Consider the following 17,056-nt stretch of genomic DNA (forward strand, 5'->3'; position numbering starts at 1 on the left):
CCCCTCGCCCCCTGCAGCCGACCTGCCGCAGCTCGCGGTTCATGCGTTGTGGTGGGGGTGGTTCCCAGCCTTCATCCTGAGCTGGGACGCGCTGCCCTGGGTGGGGCGGCTGGCCATGTGCCTGGTGGGCTGGGCCATCTGCTTCTGGAACTACGCCGTCCTGCACAACCACATGCACGTGTCCATTGCCCGGCCCCCCCTGGCGCAATGGGTGGTGTCCCGCTCACTGGGCATGGCGTGTGGGTTCCCCTACCGGGGCTACTTCATCCACCACTTCAACCACCACCGGTACGATGACGGCCCGGGCGACTGGGGCCGCCGCCGTCCCGGAGAGCGCGTCTTGCGCTACTGCCTGCGCTCGGCGCTGACGCCGTGGCTGTGGCCGTATGAGACGCTGGGCCAGGTCTGGCAGTGGGCGAAGAAGAAGCACCAGCGGCTGGAGCTGGCGGTGGACTTCCTGGTGGTGGACGGCGTGCTGCTGGCGCTCATCGTGTGGAAGCCCGCGCTGGGCCTGGCCTGGTGGGGGGTGCTGCTGGTGACGCAGTGCTGCATCCACTGGCTCAACCTGGCGGCCCACTTCGAGACGGACTCCGAGCAGAAGGACGCCCTGGGCACCACGTCCTACTCCGCCTTCTACAACCGGTGGTTCTTCAACGCCGGCTACCACCAGGCCCACCACCTGAAGCCGCAGGTGCCCTGGCACGAGCTTCCGGCCCTCACCGAGGAGCTCGCTCGGACGTCCAGGCTCCGCCCAGAGCTGACTACCGGGCTCTCCCCCATCAATCCGTTCTGGGTCCTCAGGGTGGCGAAGCGCTATTCTGCCAAACCGTGCGATCGGCAGATGGAGTCGAAGATTACCGCCGGGACCCCCACGGCCGTTACCTAGTCGGGGAGGGCTTCCTCCACTGGTACGCCTCGCCGGACCTGTGCGGCTTCGTCCTCTGGGGACGTCCCGGAGAGGCCGAGGTGCGCCGGCTCGTCCAGGTGCTGGACGTGGAGTTGTCCCCCGCCAAGCCACATGCCTCGCTGGTGGACGCGCGCCGGCTGGAGGCCGCGGACCCCATGGCGTTCGCCGCCCTGGTCAAATACATGCAGCCCCGCGAGAAGGACTTCAGCACCTCCGTGTTGAAGCAGGCGCTGGTGCGGCCTGAAGGCGTGGTGGGCGCGGTGGTGGGCGGCTTCTACACGCTGCTGTCCGGGGCCTACCCCAGCCGGGCCTTCACCGCCCCCGACACCGCCCTCCAGTGGTTGGGGCAGCCGGAGGCCGCGGCCGCGGCGCTGGTGGCGGAGCTCAACGGCCTGGTCGCGGAGGCCACCGGGCAGTCGCCCCTGCTGCGCGAGCTGCACCAGGTGATGCGGGGCCGGCTGCCGGAAGTGAACCTGTCGGACGTGGCCCGGGAGATGGGCATGTCCGAACGGACGCTGCAGCGCCGGCTGAAGGAGGCCAGCACGTCCTTCCAGGCGGAGCTCAACGCGGTGCAGGTGCGCATGGCGCAGTCGCTGCTGCGTGAGTCGAACATGAAGCTCACCGCGGTGGCGGTGGAGGTGGGCTGCGCCTCGCTCCAGCACTTCAGCAGCCTCTTCCGCAAGCTGGTGGGCGAGTCCCCCAGCGCGTGGCGAGACAGGCAGAAGCAGCCGCGGGGCAACGGCACGCCGCCACCCGCCGAGGCCCTGGTGGAGGAGGCGGCCGGAGCGCCCGGCAAGGTCCCCGTCCCGGCCACGTCCGACGTCCCCGAGTAGTCACGCTCCGGAGCCGGGAAGCCGCTGGCTCCCGGCAATCCCTGCCAGCCAGCACAGGCGCTCAACATTCCCATACATTGTCAGGTGGGACCGGGCGCCGCAGCGGGTGACGCGCAAGTCTTTGACAGCTCGTGGGTCCGACACCTGGCGCGCGGGACTCCGGGAGTTCCGACTCTCAGCTGACTTTCAGACTGATTCCCGCACTCCGCGGCGAATTGACAATAATTATCCATAGACACTACAAAATCAAAGAACGCGACGCCCACTTCACCGGCGCTTCCCGCCCTCGCATGGAGAAAGGAGCGCAGCGCCATGATTCAAGCCAGGAACCTGGGCGCCGGCTACGGCCCTCGCGCGGTGCTGGCGAAGCTCTCCTTCGATTTGCCCTGGCGGCGCGCCAGCGTGGTGCTGGGCCCGGGTGGCAGTGGCAAGAGCACCCTGCTGCGGACCCTCGTCAACGACCGGCTCGGAGGCGGCGCGGACTTCTGGGTGCGGGGCCAGCTCACCCTCCCCGTGTCGGCGCAGGCGGTGGTGCCCCAATCCCGGCCCGCGGAGTCGCGCCCCCTGGGCGAGCTGCTCGGCGCCCAGGCGCGCCAGACGCTGGAGTCCGTCTGGGCTTGCGCGCCCGCGGCGGCGGTGCGGCTGGACCGCCTGCGCGAGCGGCCCATCGCGCTGCTGCCCGAAGGGCTGTGGCGGCTGGCGCTGCTCACCGTCGCCATCGCGAACAAGGCGCCCCTGGTCCTCCTGGACGAGCCCGAAGTCGGGCTCACGGCGGACGGCGTCCGCTGGCTGGCGCGGCGGCTGATGATGCTGCGCGCCGAACGCACCGTGGTGCTCGTCACGCAGCACCTCCCGCTGGCGCGCATGGTGGCCGACCACGTGCTGCTCATCGATGACGGGATGCTCGTGGACCAGGCCTCGCCCCGGGACTTCTTCGACGAGCCCGGGCTCCGTCGCCCCACCGGCTGACGCGTCAGACGGGCGCGTGCAGCGGCGCCGGCTGCAGGTTGAGGACGAAGCGGGTACCCCCGTCGGGACGGTGCTCCGCGGACAACGTCCCCCCGACGCTCTCCACCTGGTCGCGGCACACCGACAGCGCCAGCCCCGCGGCCTTGGCGCGAGGCACGGTGGAGAAGGGCTCGAAGAGGCGGGGAAGCACGGAATCGGGGATGCCCGCGCCGTTGTCCTCCACCTCCAGCCGCACCCCCTCCTGGAACGTCCGCGCGCGCAGGACGATGCGGCCCGGGCGCCGGGGCTGCGCGGCGTCCACGGCCTGGGCCGCGTTGAGCAACAGCTTCACCAACACCTCCACCAGCCGCCCCAGGCCCATGCGCACCCGGGGCAGGTCCGGCGCCACGTCCTCCACCACCTCGGTCAGGCCACGCAGCTCCGCGGACGCCAGCCAGCGCGCCTTCGCCAGGGCCTCCGCCACCGCGCAGGCCTCTTCGTCCTGGGCGTTGGCGCGAGAGAAGTCGCGCAGCTCCGTGACGATTTGCTGGATGCGCAGCACGCCCTGCTGCGTCTCATCCACCACGCGGCGCAGCTCCTCCACGTCCGGCGACGGCTCGCCCAGCTCCTCGTCCAGGTAGCCCAGGTTGGACTTCACGTAGGACAGCGGGTTGTTCACCTGGTGCGCCACGCCCGCGGCCAGCTGCCCCACCAGCGCCAGCCGCTCCATCTCCGCGCGGTGCAGGTCCGCCTGGGCGCGCAGCCGCTCGCTCTCCGCCAGGCGCTCCAGCGCCACCATCCGCTCCGCGTCCGCTTCCCGCTCCGCGTCCCGCAGGCGGCGGAACGTCTGCGAGCCGAGCACGGACACCCACGCCACGAACGCGAAGGACAGGCCCTGCGACACCGCCACCTGCAGCGACGCGCCCGAGGCCCAGCACGTCACCAGCAGACACACCCACGTGAGCGCGCAGGCCAGCTGCGTGGGACGGCGGTGCTCCGGTGTGAAGACGCAGATGATGAGCGGCACCGCGTACAGCGAAGGGAAGAAGGGGCTGTAGATGCCCCCCGTGAAGTGGATGTCCAGCGTGAGCCCCACCAGGCTGACGACGGCGGCGGCCAGGCCGATGGAGCGCGGCGACATCCACCGGGCCCCCACCGCCACGCCCAGGAAGATGAAGGCGGCGCACCAGCCCAGGTGGACCCAGAGCACCTGCGTGACGACCTGCCCCAGCGTCAGCGGATGCATCACCAGCGACAGCGCGAGCCCCGCGGCGCACAGGAGGAAGTTGCGGCGCCGCAGCTTGAGCTGCGACTCCAGCTCGGGAGGAGAGGTGGCGGAGAGGGTGGCCGGGCGCACGGGGAGGCTTCCTGATGCGGGACGAGCAGCGCGCGAGTAACGGCGGAACGCTACAGCGGAAGGGCCGCGATTTCAGCCCGAGTCACGGACGCCTCCCATCCGTGCCGGGCGCATCCGACGCGCGGTGTGGCCAACCTAGCGTGTCGCGGCCTTCACGCCCCGCTGGAGACGGCGCGCCTTGCCCAGGCGGGGGGCATCCGCGCGAGGACGGCGCGGCGCGGGCGCTCGCTTGCTCGCGGGCAGGATGGGGTCGGGGCACACCGCGCGGAGCTTGCATGCCTTGCACTCGGCGCCGCTCCACACCGCTTCGTAGAGCGCCGTCACCCGGTCAATGACGTCGAAGTCCTCGGTGACGAAGCCCAGCTCGAAGTTGCGCGCGGAGTCGCCCTTGGCGCCCAGCCCCGCGCCGGTGAGGTTGGCGCTGCCCAGGTACGCCCAGGCGCCATCCACCACCACCGCCTTGAAGTGCACGCGCGGGCAGACCTTGAGCGACAAGCCACCCGCCACCAGCCGCGCGCGCCGGTCAAAGGCGGCGCGAAAGGGCCGGCTCGGCAGTTCCGCGTGCAACAGCCGCAGCGCCACCCCACGCGCCGCCAGCGTGTCCAGCACGTCCACCAGCGGGACGAAGCGGCCGCCGTGCTCCACGAACATCGCCTTCACGTTGGCCGTGGCCATCCACACCGACTCCCGGGCGTGGAGCAGCTTCTCCAACACCACCTCCCGATACAGCGCGCTGCCCGACAGGAGCTCCGCCTCGATGGGACGCATGGGACTCACTCCACCACACATGCCCTCACCTGGCCATCCAGTGGACAAATGACCTTCAGTCACTTGACGAATGACCACGGGTCATTCATCCATGCGTCATGGTCAGCCCCCCGGCGGCGAAGGCGAAGCGGGCGCTGCCCCAGCGAGCCCGCAAGGACGAGGACAAGGAAGCGCGGCGACGGCTCATCCTGGATGAGGCCCTGGCCCTGTATCAGGCGACGTCCTACGCCGAGGTGAAGATGGCGGACGTGGCCGGCCGGGCGCTGTTGGCCAAGGGCACGGTGTTCCTCTACTTCCCCACCAAGGAGGCGCTGTTCCTGGCGCTGCTGGAGGACCTGCTCTTCGCGTGGTTCGACCGGCTGGACGGGCTGCTGGCGGAGGACACCGCCGCCTGGACGAGCCCCCGGTTGGCGCGCACGGTGGCCGAGTCGCTGGAGGGCGAGGAGACCCTGACGCGGCTCCTGGCGCTCCTCCAGACGGTGCTGGAGCAGAACGTGACGGCCGAGCAGCTCCGCCCGTTCAAGGAGCGGCTGCTGGCGGCGCTGCTCCGCGCGGGGACGCGGGTGGAGCAGCGGTTGTCGTTCCTTCAAGCCGGAGACGGCCCGCGCTTCTTCATCCACCTGCACGCGCTGGTGACGGGCCTGCGGCAGATGTCGGACGTGGCCCCGGTGGCGCGCGAGGTGCTGGAGGCGCTGCCCCACCTGGCGCCGCTGCGCGTCGACTTCACCGCCGAGCTGACGGCGGCCCTCAGCACCCTTCTTCGCGGGCTGGAGTCCCGCTGAGTCCCCTTTCCCACCCCTGGAGAACCCCATGCTCGAAGCGACTGCTCAAGCCAACACGCAGCCCACCGCCGACACCGAGCGCATCCGCGCGGTGTTCGAGGCCCAGCGCGCGCACCGCTGGACGATGTCCCGCACCACGGCCGCCGAACGCATCGCCCGGCTGAAGCGGCTGCGCGAGGCCATCATCGCCCGCCGCGCGGAGCTGGCGGACGCCATCCACGCGGACTTCCGCAAGCCCGCGGTGGAGGTGGACCTGACGGAGCTGCACCCCACGCTGGAGGAGCTGAACCACACGGTGCGGCACCTCAAGTCGTGGATGAAGCCCAGGCGGGTGGGCACGCCGATGCTGCTGGCGGGCTCGTCCAGCCACGTGCGCTACGAGGCGCGCGGCACGGCGCTGCTGCTGTCGCCGTGGAACTACCCCTTCAACCTGCTGGTGTCGCCGCTGGTGGCCGCCATCGCCGCGGGCAACACCGTCATCTGCAAGCCCAGCGAGAAGACGCCGCACACCTCGCGCTTCCTGGCGCAGCTGGTGAAGGACGTGTTTCCGGAGAACGAGGTGGCGCTGTTCGAAGGCGGCGCGGAGACGGCGGAGGCGCTGCTGGAGCTGCCCTTCGACCACATCTTCTTCACCGGCAACACGCGCATCGGCCGCAAGGTGATGGAGGCCGCGGCGAAGCACCTGGCCAGCGTGACGCTGGAGCTGGGTGGCAAGTCGCCCGTCATCATCGATGAAACGGCGGACGTCGCCGTGGCGGCGGAGCGCCTGTGCTGGGGCAAGTTCGTCAACGGCGGCCAGACGTGCGTGGCGCCGGACTACGTCTTCGTGCACGCGTCGAAGGAGCGGGCGTTCCTGGAGGCGCTCAAGGCGGCCATCACCCGCTTCTACGGCGGCACGGAGCAGGAGCGGCAGGCGAGCCCTGACCTGTCGCGGCTGGTGGACCCGGTGGCGTGGCGGCGGGTGAAGGACCTGCTCGACCGCTCGGTGGCCGCGGGAGCGAAGCTGGAGGTGGGCGGGGAGGCGGACGGGGCCTCGCGCTACATCGCGCCCACCGTGCTGTCCGGCGTGACGGCCCAGAGCCCGGTGATGGAGGGCGAGATTTTCGGCCCCGTGCTGCCGGTGCTCACCTACCAGTCCCGTGAAGAGGTCTACGCGCACATCCGCGCGGGCGGGAAGCCCTTGGCCCTCTATGTGTTCAGCCAGGACAAGCGGGCGGTGGAGGACATCTTCCAGAACACCACGTCGGGTGGCGCGGTGGTGAACAACGTGCTCGTCCACCTCGCGAACCCCAACCTCCCGTTTGGAGGGGTGGGCACCAGTGGCCTGGGGAACTACCACGGCCACTTCGGCTTCAAGACGTTCAGCCATGAGCGGGCTGTGATGGTTCAGTGGATGAAGTCGCTGGCTTCGGTGTTCTTCCCGCCGTATCGCGGGAAGGCGCAGGAACTGGCCTCCCGCGCGACCCGGCTGATGGAGTAGGCACCCCAGGCCGGGGCACCTCCGGAAGGAGCCAGGCGATGCGCGTGGTGAAGCTGGAAGAAGCACGGATGCCGGACGGCGTGCAGGAGGCGTTCGACCGCCTCCATGCGCATCGCTGGGAGGTGGCGCGCCGCGGCATGAAGGAACGGCTGGCCCGACTTGAGCAGCTCAAGGCGCTGCTCGTCGCCCGGCGCGAAGCCCTGGCCGAGGCGCTCCACGCCGACTTCCGCAAGCCGCGCGCGGAGGTGGAGGCCACCGAGGTCCTCCCCGTCCTGATGGAGCTGGCCTCCATCCAGAAGCACCTCAAGACGTGGATGAAGCCTCGGAAGGTCTCCACGCCCCTGCTGCTCACCGGCACGTCCAGCCTGGTGCGGTACGAGCCCCGGGGGGTGGTGCTGGTGATGGCCCCGTGGAACCAACCCTTCCACCTGTTGGTGGCGCCGCTGGTGGCCGCGGTGGCCGCGGGCAACGCCGTGCTGTGCAAGCCCAGTGAGAAGGCGCCCCACACGGCGCGCTTCATCGCGGGGCTGGTGAAGGACGTCTTTCCCCCAGAGGAAGTCACCGTGGTGGAGGGCGGCCCGGAGGTGGGCGAGGCGCTGCTGCGGCTGCCCTTCGACCACTTCTTCTTCACCGGTGGAGCCCGTGTGGGCCGGCGGGTGATGGAAGCGGCGGCGAAGCACCTGGCCAGCGTGACGCTGGAGCTGGGTGGCAAGTCGCCCGTCATCGTCGATGAAACAGCGGATGTGGAGGCCGCCGCCGAGCGCGTGGTGTGGGGCAAGTTCCTCAACGGCGGGCAGACGTGCATCGCCCCCGACCACGTCTGGGTCCATGCGTCGAAGGAAGAGGCGCTGCTCGAAGCGGTGAAGGACACCCTGGAGCGCTTCTACGGCCGCACCGAGGAGGCGCGCCGCGCGAGCCTGGACCTGTGCCGCATGGTGGATGACGGCGCCTTCACGCGGGTGCGCCAGTTGATGGACCGCACCGTAGAGGCCGGCGCGCGCGTGGTGGCGGGCGGCGGCGTGGACGCGGAGTCGCGTTACATCGCGCCCACGGTGCTCGCGGACGTGACGCCGGACACGCCCATCATGGCCGAGGAGATTTTCGGGCCGGTGCTGCCCGTGCTGCGCTTCGAGTCCCTGGACGAGGTGGTGTCGCACGTGCGCGAGGACGGCAAGCCCCTGGCGCTCTACGTGTTCAGCAATGACGAGGCCACGGTGGAGCGGCTGCTGCGGGAGACGCGCTCGGGCGGCGCATGCATCAACACCGTGGTGCTGCACCATGTGAATCCGAACCTGCCCTTCGGCGGCGTGGGCGCCAGCGGCGTGGGCGCGTATCACGGCGAGACGGGCTTCCGGACCTTCAGCCACGAGCGCGCGGTGCTGCGCCAGGGGCGCACGTCCCTGCTCCACCTGTTCTTCCCGCCCTTCACCGGCAAGGCGCGGAAGCTGACGCGGCTGGCGGGGCGGCTGTTCGAGTAGGGCCGGGCCGCCCTGGCACAAGTCTCCCGTTTTCCGGGATAACTGTGCCCATGACCAAGAACGGACGACGGTTCGCTGGGCTCTGGCTGGGAATGACGCTGGCCCTGGGGGCCTGCGACAGCGACTCAGGAGATGGACCGGAGGACGCTGGCGTCACGGACGGAGGCAGCGGCGACAGCGGAACGCCGGATGCGGGTGCTCCGGACGCCGGCCCCGAGCCCACCTCCGAGCAGGGCGACGGCGTCTCTCGCGAGACGACCACGGTGGCGGGAGTCCCCGTGGACCGCTACGCCTGGACGGACGCCCAGGGCCGCCCGCGCACGGTGTCCCTCAAGCGGCAGTCTCCCGCTGGCAACGGCGGCTACGCGGTGCAGATGACGTATCAGGTGCCCGCTGGCGCGGAGTGGCGCACGGTGACGGTGGATGGCACGGCGGGCGGCGAGGCGGGCTTCGGCTACTTCGTGGCCCACGAGCTGTACCGCACCTTCGACAACGGCACGTCCGGCACCATCGCGGGTCGGCATGGCGAGGACGACTCGCCGCTGGGGCTGGGCTTCCCGGTGGAGGCCTCGCGCTCGGAGATAACGCCAGCGTCCACCTCCGCCAGCCACCGCTTCACGCTGCGGTACCCCAAGTGGGGCACGCGCGCCGCCATGGCCAACGTGACGGAGGCGACGGCGGCGGCGGACGCCGCGCACCAGAAGTTCATGGTGCCCGTCACCATCCACTGGGTCTTCCAGAAGGGCACGGACTTCCCGCGCATCGACACGCGGATGGACCTGAGCGAAGCCACCGCGGGCCAGTTGTCCTTCGACATGCGCGGCCCTTACGGGGTCGTCGAGTTCGCGGACGCCACCGCCAGCGCCACGCTCAACAACGTGCAGTGGGGCGACTCCCTCCACCACTTCACGACTGGAGTGGCCGCCGCGGGCGCGCTCACCACCGAGGCGAACTGGACGTGGAACGAGCCCATCGGCAACACACGCAAGTACCACGCGCTGCTGGCGCGGCACCCTGCCTCCGGCGTGCTGTATGAGCTGGGGCTCGTCGAGCTGAAGCTCGGCCAGGACACCGGGCTGGTGTACGGCGGCTACAGCCTCAACACCGGGACGACGCGGGCGGCCTCGGGGCGGGCGCTGCTCAGCGGGGGCTTCTCCGCGGGCGAGTGGCCCTTCCAGTCCGCGCAGTACAGCGGGCTGTCGGCCGCGACGCCGGTGACGGGCAAGAAGTTCGCCTGGGGCAGCAGCCCGTTCTATGGCTCCGCGCTGGGCTCCGTGTACTTCAACGCCGGCGCCTCGCTCCCCATCACCGCGTTCCCCGCGAGCCGCGCGCTCGTGTACCGGACGTGCCTGGTGCTCGGCGTTTCGCCGTACACGGACGCGGCCCCGAAGTCGCTCGCTCGGCTGACCGCGGAGAGCGCCACGCCCAGCTGCGCGACGGACGCCCCGCTCTGATTCACCGGGAGCGGTGACGCCTGGGAGAGGTGGCTTGCGCCCTCGCCTGGGCGCAGAATCGCGGATGGGCCGGTGCAATCGCGCCAGCGCCCGTCCGTAGCACCACCACCCCGCACGACCGCCCATGACCGAATCGCCTAACGCCCTCACAGCCGCGCCCCGCGACGGGGGCTTCCTGTCGCGCCTGCCCACGGTGCTGCAGCCGCACCGGAGCCTGCTCACCTACTACCTCGCCAGCGCGCTGCTGGCCGGGCCCGGCTTCCCCATCCTCGGGCTCATCCGCTACTTCAAGTTCCAGACGCTGCGCTACACGCTGGACGACGAGGGCATCACCGTCCGCTGGGGCATCCTCTTCCGGCGGGAGGTGTCCCTCACCTACGCGCGCATCCAGGACATCCACCTGTCCAGCAACCTGCTGGAGCGCTGGCTGGGGCTGGCGCGCATCCAAATCCAGACGGCGAGCGGCAACTCACAGGCGGAGATCACCATCGAGGGCGTTCCCGCCTACGCGGCCATGCGGGACTTCCTCTATTCGCGGATGCGCGGGAGCCGGGAGCGGCCCACCCCCACGCAGGAGAGAGCGCGCGCCGTGCCCGAGGGTGACCCTGACGCGCTGGCGGTCACGCTCCGTGAGATTGCCGAGGAGGTGCGCGCCCTGCGGCTCAGCCTGGACAGCGGCGCCACGCGGGAGAAGCAGGATGTCTGACACGCGACACGCCTGGCTGCTGCGCCTGCTCAAGGTCCCGCCCGCGCCACACATCCCTGAAGGGAGAATGGTGCGCGTCTTCCGCGCCGCGCCCCGGCATCGCCAGTACCAGTTGCTTCACTGGGCACTGAAGCAGGTGGGGCTGACGGTGAGCTTGCTCTTCGGCTGGGTGGCGCTGAGGCGGTTCGTCCCGCACCTGCCCTTCCGCTGGGCAGAAGAGGTCGTGTGGGTCGTCGAGGCCTTCGCCTGGCTCGCCTTCATCGTGCAGCTTCCCATCAGCTTCCTGGTGGCGTGGCTCGACTACGAGTTCCGCTGGTACATCCTCTCCGACCGGAGCCTGCGCATCCGGGAAGGGCTCGTCTCCCTCCAGGAGAAGACGATGACCTTCGCCAACATCCAGCAGGTCTCCATCCGGCAGAACCCGCTCCAGCGGGTGCTCGGCATCGCCAACGTGAAGGTGGAGACGGCGGGAGGCGGCGGCCGCGGCTCGCAGGAGGCGGACGCCGCGCACACCGAGGGCCTGCACGAGGCCCACTTCCGAGGCGTGAACAACCCGGAGGAGATTCGCGACGTCATCATGACGCGCGTGCGCATGCACCGGGACGCGGGGCTGGGCGAGCCGCAGCCTCCCGAGCCGGCCCTCCCTCCGTCGGCTCCACCCTCGGCCACCACGCACGCCGCCGCCCAGGAGCTGCTGGCCGAGGTCCGTGCGCTCCGAAGCACCTGGTCCAAGCAGGGCCCAGCGGAGTCCTGAGCCCGCGGCCCCGTCCCCAGCAGCCGCGAGGCGCGCACGGCGAGGTGTCCGCGGCAGGCACGGCGCTGCCCTGGGGGCAGCGCCGCTCCGCGCCTCAGCTCCGCAGGCCGGGCGCTTCCTGGCCGGTGCGGGCCACGTACTCGGTGTAGCCGCCGCCGTACTGGTGGATGCCCTCGGGCGTCAGCTCCAGCACGCGGTTGGACAGCGCGGCCAGGAAGTGACGGTCGTGGGAGACGAACAGCATCGTCCCCTCGTAGCGGGAGAGCGCCGTAATCAGCATCTCCTTCGTGGCCATGTCCAGGTGGTTGGTGGGCTCGTCCAGCACCAGGAAGTTCGGCGGGTCGAAGAGCATCTTCGCCATGACGAGCCGGGCCTTCTCACCGCCGGACAGCACGCGGCACTTCTTCTCCACCTCGTCACCGGAGAAGCCGAAGCAGCCGGCCAGCGCCCGCAGCGAGCCCTGCCCCGCGCGGGGGAAGGCGTCCTCCAGCGCCTGGAACACCGTCCGCTCGCCGTCCAGCAGGTCCATGGCGTGCTGCGCGAAGTATCCCAACTTCACGCTGCCACCCAGCGCCACGTTGCCCGTGTCCGGCTGCGTGGCGCCCGTCACCAGCTTCAGCAGCGTGGACTTGCCCGCGCCGTTGACGCCCATGACGGCCCAGCGCTCCGTGCGGCGCACCAGGAAGTCCAGCCGCTCGTAGATGGTGCGGCTGCCGTAGGCCTTGTTCACGTTCTTCAGGCTCACCACGTCGTCGCCCGAGCGCGGCGCCGGCTGGAATTCGAAGAGCACCGTCTGGCGCCGCTTGGGCGGCTCCACGCGCTCAATCTTCTCCAGCTTCTTCACCCGGCTCTGCACCTGCGCGGCGTGCGAGGCGCGCGCCTTGAAGCGCTCGATGAACTTCAGCTCCTTGGCGAGCATGGCCTGCTGGCGCTCGAACTGCGCCTGCTGCTGCTTCTCGTTCATCGCCCGCTGCTGCTCGTAGAACTCGTAGTCGCCGGTGTAAGTCGACAGCGAGCCGCCGTCGATTTCGACCACCTTGTTCACGATGCGGTTCATGAACTCGCGGTCGTGCGACGTCATCAGCAGCGCGCCGTCGTAGTTCTTGAGGAACTCCTCCAGCCAGATGAGGCTCTCGATGTCCAGGTGGTTGCTCGGCTCGTCGAGCAGCATCGCGTCCGGGCGCATCAGGAGGATGCGGGCCAGCGCCACGCGCATCTTCCAGCCGCCCGACAGCGCGCCCACGTCGCCGTCCATCATCTCCTGGGTGAAGCCCAGGCCCGCCAGAATCTCCCGCGCGCGGCCCTCCAGCGCGTAGCCGCCCAGCTCCTCGAAGCGCCCCTGGACCAGGCCGTAGCGCTCCACGAGCTTGTCCATGTTGTCCGCCTGGTCCGGGTCGGCCATGGCCGCCTCCAGCTCCTTCAGCTCGGCGGCCACCGTGCTCACCGGGCCCGCGCCGTCCATCACCTCGGCGGCGGCGCTGCGGCCCTCCATCTCACCCACGTCCTGGCTGAAGTAGCCAATGGTGACGCCCCGGTCGACCGCGACCTGGCCCTCGTCGGGGTGCTCCTGGCTGGTAATCATCCGGAACAGCGTCGTCTTGCCGGCCCCGTTGGGACCGACGAGGCCCACCTTCTCCCCCTTGTGGAGCGCCGCGGAGGCCTCGATGAAGAGAATCTGCTGGCCGTTCTGCTTGCTGATGTTGTCGAGACGAATCATGTGCGTGCGGGGGGCCCGGAAGCGGGTGCGGCGCCCTTATGCCACGTAGCGCGCCCCGGGAAGAATGTTCCGAACCCGTAGAAGGCGACTTCTCTTGCATGGGAGCGGACAGGCAGGGAAGCCCCCGGCCCCAGGCTGGAAGTGGGACCTGCCCCTACGGGCGCGGTGACATAGAGTGCAGCGCCGTGCTGACCGTCGACGCCCACCCCTCCCTGGACACCCTGACCTTCACCACCACCTTCCCCGGGCCGCTGGGCGGGCTGCCCTCCCCGGAGTGGCTGGTGGCGCTGCTGAGGCCCGGCGCCACCGCGCCCCTGTCCAGCGACGACACCGTGCGCGGCGCCATCCGCGACATGCTCCGCCACGGTGGCTACAAGCCCACCGGGCGTGGCAAGCCCGCGTCGGAGTACCTGGTGCGCGCCTCGGGTGACGGCTCGCTGGGCGCCATCAACCTGGCCGTGGATGCCTGCAACGCGGTGTCCCTGCACAGCGGCCTGCCCATCAGCGTGGTGGACCTGGAGCGGGCCACCGCCCCCTTCCGCGTGGGCGTGGCGCCGGAGGGCGCGCAGTACGTCTTCAACGCGTCCGGGCAGAGCATCGACCTGGGGGGCCTGCTGTGCCTCTTCGACGCGGCGGGGCCCTGCGCCAACGCCGTCAAGGACGCGCAGCGCACCAAGACGACCGCGGACACCCGCCGCACCCTCACCGTGCTCTGGGGCGCCAAGGCCCTGGGAGCGCGCACCGCCCAGGCCTTCGACTGGTACCGGGAGCTGCTGGCGCGCGCGGGGGCCACGGTGGAGCGCCTGCCCTGAGCCGCGCCGTCGCCCTTGAAACATGCCGGCCGACGGTGCAGACCCGGGGCATGGCGGGACTGAAATCCAGCAGGTGGGCGCTGCTGCTGCTCGCGTGGCTTCATGCGACAACGGCGGCGGCGCAAATCATCAACGTCCAGGGGTTGTTCGACGAGAACACGGGCCCGGGGCGCTCGGCCGCCGTGGATTTGGGCGCGGACTGGCGCACGGGCAGCATCGACCTCTTCAGCTTGCGCGGCGCCCTGGTGGGCCAGTGGCGCACGGAGAATCACACCTGGATGGGCGTCGTCCGGGGGGAGTACGCCTTCGCCGCCGATGAGGTCATCGTCAGCAAGGTGCTGGAGCACGTCCGCTACCGCTACCAGTTCACGGAGCGGCTCTCCGGCGAGGCGTTCCTCCAGCACGAGTTCGACGAGTTCCGCCGCATCCAGTTCCGGGCCCTGCTGGGCGCCGGGCCCCGGGTGAAGCTGCTGACGGACAAGAAGGCCACGCTGGTGGTGGGGCTCGCCCTGATGCTGGAGCACGAGCGCATCCGCCGGGACGCCGAACCCGACGCCGGGACGTTCCGCACCGACCCGCGCCTGTCCAGCTACATCCTGGGGCGGCTGGAGCTCATGGAGAACGTCGCCCTGGTGCAGACGCTCTACGCCCAGCCCCGCGTGACGAACTTCGCCGACGTCCGCCTGCTCAACGACACCATCTTCGAGGTGAAGCCCAACGAGCGGCTCACCGTCAGCATCGGCTTCAACCTCGCCTTCGACAACTCCCCGCCCCTGGCCGTCCCCAAGCTCGACACCCAGCTGCGGACCTCGGTGGGCATCCGGCTGTAGCGCCCCCGGCGGGCCCGGCGCCGCCCGGGGGAGATTGTCACCCGGGCGACAGCAGCCAGCGCTCGCCCGCCTCCCCGCCCCTGCCCGGCGGCGCCCGGTTGTTGGCAACCGTCTTGCTACCGTGCCTCGCAGGGCAACAACAGGGTGGCGAGGCCGGCGATGACGGAACTGTATGTGGAGTGCAAGGACACGGTGGCGAAGGCAGTGACCCTCTTCCCGAAGGACACGGTGGTGAGGGCGCTGTCACTGATGCAGCGGTATGGCTTGAGCCGACTGCCGGTGGTGGACGACGTGCACGGTGAGCTCATCGGCGACGTGACGGCCGACGACCTCACCCGGGTCTGGGAGCACGCGCCGCTGGCCTGTATGTCGGAAATTCTTTCACTGAAATCCCTGCGGGATGAGGACCTGGAGGACGCCACCCGCTGGGGGCCGCGCATCACCCTGGTCTCCCCGCTGGTGGACGTGTACCAGACCAGCAAGCGTTGGGTGCAGTAGGCGCGGAGGTACGGATGAAGGCGCTCAGCCGAGCACGGGCGTGAGCGCCTTCATCCACACCACCACGGCGGCGGCGCCCGCGTCCGGTACACCGACGGCGCGCGCGCCCAGGTAGCTGGCGCGGCCCAGGCGCGGCTGCATCCGGGACGTCGCCTCCTCTCCCGCCTCGGCCGCCTGCACCGCCGAGGCCCAGGCCTCGCGAGCCCCCTGCCCGCCGCGCACCGCCTTCGCGAACGCATCCGCGGCGGGCCGAAGCGCATCGAGCATGGTGCGATCTCCAGGCCGCGCACCGCCCAGCTCCGCCACGGCGCTGACGGCCAGGTCGAAGGCCTCGGCCCACGCGGAGGCATCCGCGGGCCCCTCCGCCAGCCGGCGCGCGGCACGCAGCAGCGCCGTCGCATAGAAGGGCCCCGAGCTGCCGCCGATGCTGCGCCGGAGCGCGTTGCCGAGCGCCGTCAGCGCGCGCTCGGGGCGGGTCCACGCGTCCTCCGGCAGGGCGCGAATCGCCTCGGCGCCACGCACCAGACTGAGCCCCAGGTCACCATCGCCCGCGGCGCTGTCGAGCGCTGTCAGCCGAGATTCGGACAGCTCGAACGCCTCCGCCACCCGCAGGACTGCCTTCCGGAAGCGGTCCATCCCTGGCAGCGGCGCCTCCGCCGGGGGTGATGCCGACGTCGAAGCAACTGAAGGCCGGTACACCCCCGGCTCCTTCGGCAGCCGTCCCGCGCCGGGCCACGCGGGCGCATCCACCGCCGCATCCAGGCGGGCCAGCCGCGCGTCGTCCACCTTCAGCAGCGTCAGCGAGCAGCCGGGCATCTCCAGCGCGGAGAGGAACGTCCCGCTCCACGCGCGCTCCACGCGGATGCCGCCCTGGCGCAGAACGGCCAGCGCGTGCCGGGCGACGATGGCCAGCTCCATGGGCGGCGTGCCGCCCAGTCCGTTGACGAGCAGCACCACCCGGTCTCCCGAGCCGATGCGCCGGTCCTCGACGATGGTGGTGAGCAGCGTGTCCACCAGGCTGTCCGCCGTCTGCATCGGCGCGCGGCGCACGCCCTGCTCGCCGTGGATGCCCAGGCCCAGCTCGATTTCGTCCTCCTCCAGCGTGAAGCCCGGCTTGCCCGCCGCGGGCACGGTGCAGGGCCCAAGGGCCACGCCCATGGTGCCCAGCGCCTCCGCCGCCGCGGTGGCCTCGCGGAGGACGTCCCGCAGCGACGCGCCCGAGGCCGCCGCCGCGCCCGCGACCTTGTGGACCAGCACCGTGCCAGCGATGCCCCGGCGCCGCGCGGGCTCCACCGTGTCGTGCAGGGACACGTCGTCCGCCACCACCACCAGCTCCACGGGGATGCCCTCGGCGCGCGCCAGCTCGGCGGCCAGCCCGAAGTTGAGCCGGTCCCCGGTGTAGTTCTTCACGACGAGCAGCGCGCCCGCGGGCCCCGCGACGGCGCGGATGGCGGCCAGCACGGCATCGGTGCTCGGCGAGGTGAAGACGTCACCCGCCACCGCCGCGTCCAGCATGCCCGCGCCCACGTAGCCCGCGTGCGCCGGCTCATGGCCACTGCCACCACCGGAGAGGACGGCCACCTTGCGCGCGCGGACGTCGGACGGCGTGTCGGCGCGGAGCACCACCAGCTCCCCTTCCAGCAGCACCTGTCCGGGGGCGAGCGAGACCAGGCCCTCCAGCAGCTCCCGCACCACCGCGCGAGGGGCGTTGACCAGCTTCTTCATGAACGTG

16 protein-coding genes are annotated in these 17,056 nt (G+C 70.9%); 12 read left to right on the plus strand and 4 right to left on the minus strand.

From position 1 onward, the window contains the following. The 3 genes from HV824_RS16180 to HV824_RS16190 all read left to right on the plus strand — a co-directional run. Window positions 1-886 (plus strand): fatty acid desaturase (locus HV824_RS16180; protein ID WP_176423673.1); only part of this gene is annotated, 886 nt, incomplete at its 5' end. Window positions 887-966: 80 nt separating this feature from the next. Then, a complete protein-coding gene (locus HV824_RS16185; RefSeq protein ID WP_176418060.1) occupies window positions 967-1,740 on the plus strand; it encodes a helix-turn-helix transcriptional regulator in 774 nt (257 codons plus the stop codon). 312 nt (window positions 1,741-2,052) lie between these two features. After that, window positions 2,053-2,709, plus strand: a complete 657-nt coding sequence (locus HV824_RS16190; protein ID WP_176418055.1) for an ABC transporter ATP-binding protein — start codon at window positions 2,053-2,055, stop codon at window positions 2,707-2,709. A gap of 4 nt (window positions 2,710-2,713) precedes the next feature. Here HV824_RS16190 and HV824_RS16195 read toward each other — a convergent pair whose 3' ends face one another. Both HV824_RS16195 and HV824_RS16200 read right to left on the minus strand, forming a co-directional pair. Next, window positions 2,714-4,045 (minus strand): ATP-binding protein, encoded by a 1,332-nt coding sequence (locus HV824_RS16195; RefSeq protein WP_176418054.1) that lies wholly within the window; start codon window positions 4,043-4,045, stop codon window positions 2,714-2,716. Window positions 4,046-4,180: 135 nt separating this feature from the next. Next, complete coding sequence (locus tag HV824_RS16200) at window positions 4,181-4,813, minus strand: phospholipase D-like domain-containing protein (RefSeq protein ID WP_176418053.1); 633 nt, start codon at window positions 4,811-4,813, stop codon at window positions 4,181-4,183. Between the two features lie 98 nt (window positions 4,814-4,911). On the opposite strand from HV824_RS16200, the gene HV824_RS16205 reads away from it, so the two are divergent. The 6 genes from HV824_RS16205 (at window position 4,912) to HV824_RS16230 (ending at window position 11,467) form a co-directional block, all read left to right on the plus strand. Beyond that, window positions 4,912-5,595: a TetR/AcrR family transcriptional regulator gene (locus HV824_RS16205; protein WP_176423674.1), complete on the plus strand. Its 684-nt coding sequence runs from the start codon at window positions 4,912-4,914 to the stop codon at window positions 5,593-5,595. Window positions 5,596-5,623: 28 nt separating this feature from the next. Beyond that, the gene (locus HV824_RS16210; protein WP_176423675.1) at window positions 5,624-7,075 is read left to right on the plus strand and encodes an aldehyde dehydrogenase family protein; all 1,452 of its coding nucleotides are present in this window, start codon (window positions 5,624-5,626) and stop codon (window positions 7,073-7,075) included. A 38-nt stretch (window positions 7,076-7,113) separates the two neighbouring features. Next, window positions 7,114-8,553: an aldehyde dehydrogenase family protein gene (locus HV824_RS16215; protein WP_176423676.1), complete on the plus strand. Its 1,440-nt coding sequence runs from the start codon at window positions 7,114-7,116 to the stop codon at window positions 8,551-8,553. Window positions 8,554-8,603: 50 nt separating this feature from the next. Continuing rightward, window positions 8,604-10,007 carry a hypothetical protein gene (locus HV824_RS16220; protein WP_176423677.1) on the plus strand — a complete coding sequence of 468 codons (1,404 nt, stop codon included), beginning with the start codon at window positions 8,604-8,606 and terminating at the stop codon, window positions 10,005-10,007. A gap of 124 nt (window positions 10,008-10,131) precedes the next feature. Next, window positions 10,132-10,713, plus strand: coding sequence for a PH domain-containing protein (locus HV824_RS16225; protein ID WP_176423678.1), 582 nt, complete (start codon window positions 10,132-10,134; stop codon window positions 10,711-10,713). After that, entirely contained in the window at window positions 10,706-11,467 is a 762-nt protein-coding gene (locus HV824_RS16230; protein WP_176418047.1) for a PH domain-containing protein, read from the plus strand. Before HV824_RS16225 ends, HV824_RS16230 begins: the two co-directional genes overlap by 8 nt. Window positions 11,468-11,561: 94 nt before the next feature. Here HV824_RS16230 and HV824_RS16235 read toward each other — a convergent pair whose 3' ends face one another. Continuing rightward, window positions 11,562-13,184 carry an ABC-F family ATP-binding cassette domain-containing protein gene (locus tag HV824_RS16235; protein WP_176423679.1) on the minus strand — a complete coding sequence of 541 codons (1,623 nt, stop codon included), beginning with the start codon at window positions 13,182-13,184 and terminating at the stop codon, window positions 11,562-11,564. A gap of 185 nt (window positions 13,185-13,369) precedes the next feature. Between HV824_RS16235 and HV824_RS16240 the strand changes: the two genes are divergently transcribed. The 3 genes from HV824_RS16240 (at window position 13,370) to HV824_RS16250 (ending at window position 15,324) form a co-directional block, all read left to right on the plus strand. Beyond that, window positions 13,370-13,996 carry a hypothetical protein gene (locus tag HV824_RS16240; RefSeq protein WP_176418046.1) on the plus strand — a complete coding sequence of 209 codons (627 nt, stop codon included), beginning with the start codon at window positions 13,370-13,372 and terminating at the stop codon, window positions 13,994-13,996. Between the two features lie 50 nt (window positions 13,997-14,046). After that, entirely contained in the window at window positions 14,047-14,826 is a 780-nt protein-coding gene (locus tag HV824_RS16245) for a YdiY family protein (RefSeq protein WP_176418045.1), read from the plus strand. A gap of 159 nt (window positions 14,827-14,985) precedes the next feature. Then, window positions 14,986-15,324, plus strand: coding sequence for a CBS domain-containing protein (locus HV824_RS16250; RefSeq protein WP_176418044.1), 339 nt, complete (start codon window positions 14,986-14,988; stop codon window positions 15,322-15,324). Window positions 15,325-15,348: 24 nt separating this feature from the next. On the opposite strand, the gene HV824_RS16255 is transcribed toward HV824_RS16250, so the two are convergent. Next, window positions 15,349-17,049, minus strand: a complete 1,701-nt coding sequence (locus tag HV824_RS16255) for a dihydroxyacetone kinase family protein (protein WP_176418043.1) — start codon at window positions 17,047-17,049, stop codon at window positions 15,349-15,351. Window positions 17,050-17,056: the final 7 nt, after the last annotated feature.

The sequence above is a fragment of the Myxococcus sp. AM009 genome (assembly GCF_013372605.1).
GTDB classification, from domain to species: Bacteria; Myxococcota; Myxococcia; order Myxococcales; family Myxococcaceae; genus Myxococcus; species Myxococcus vastator.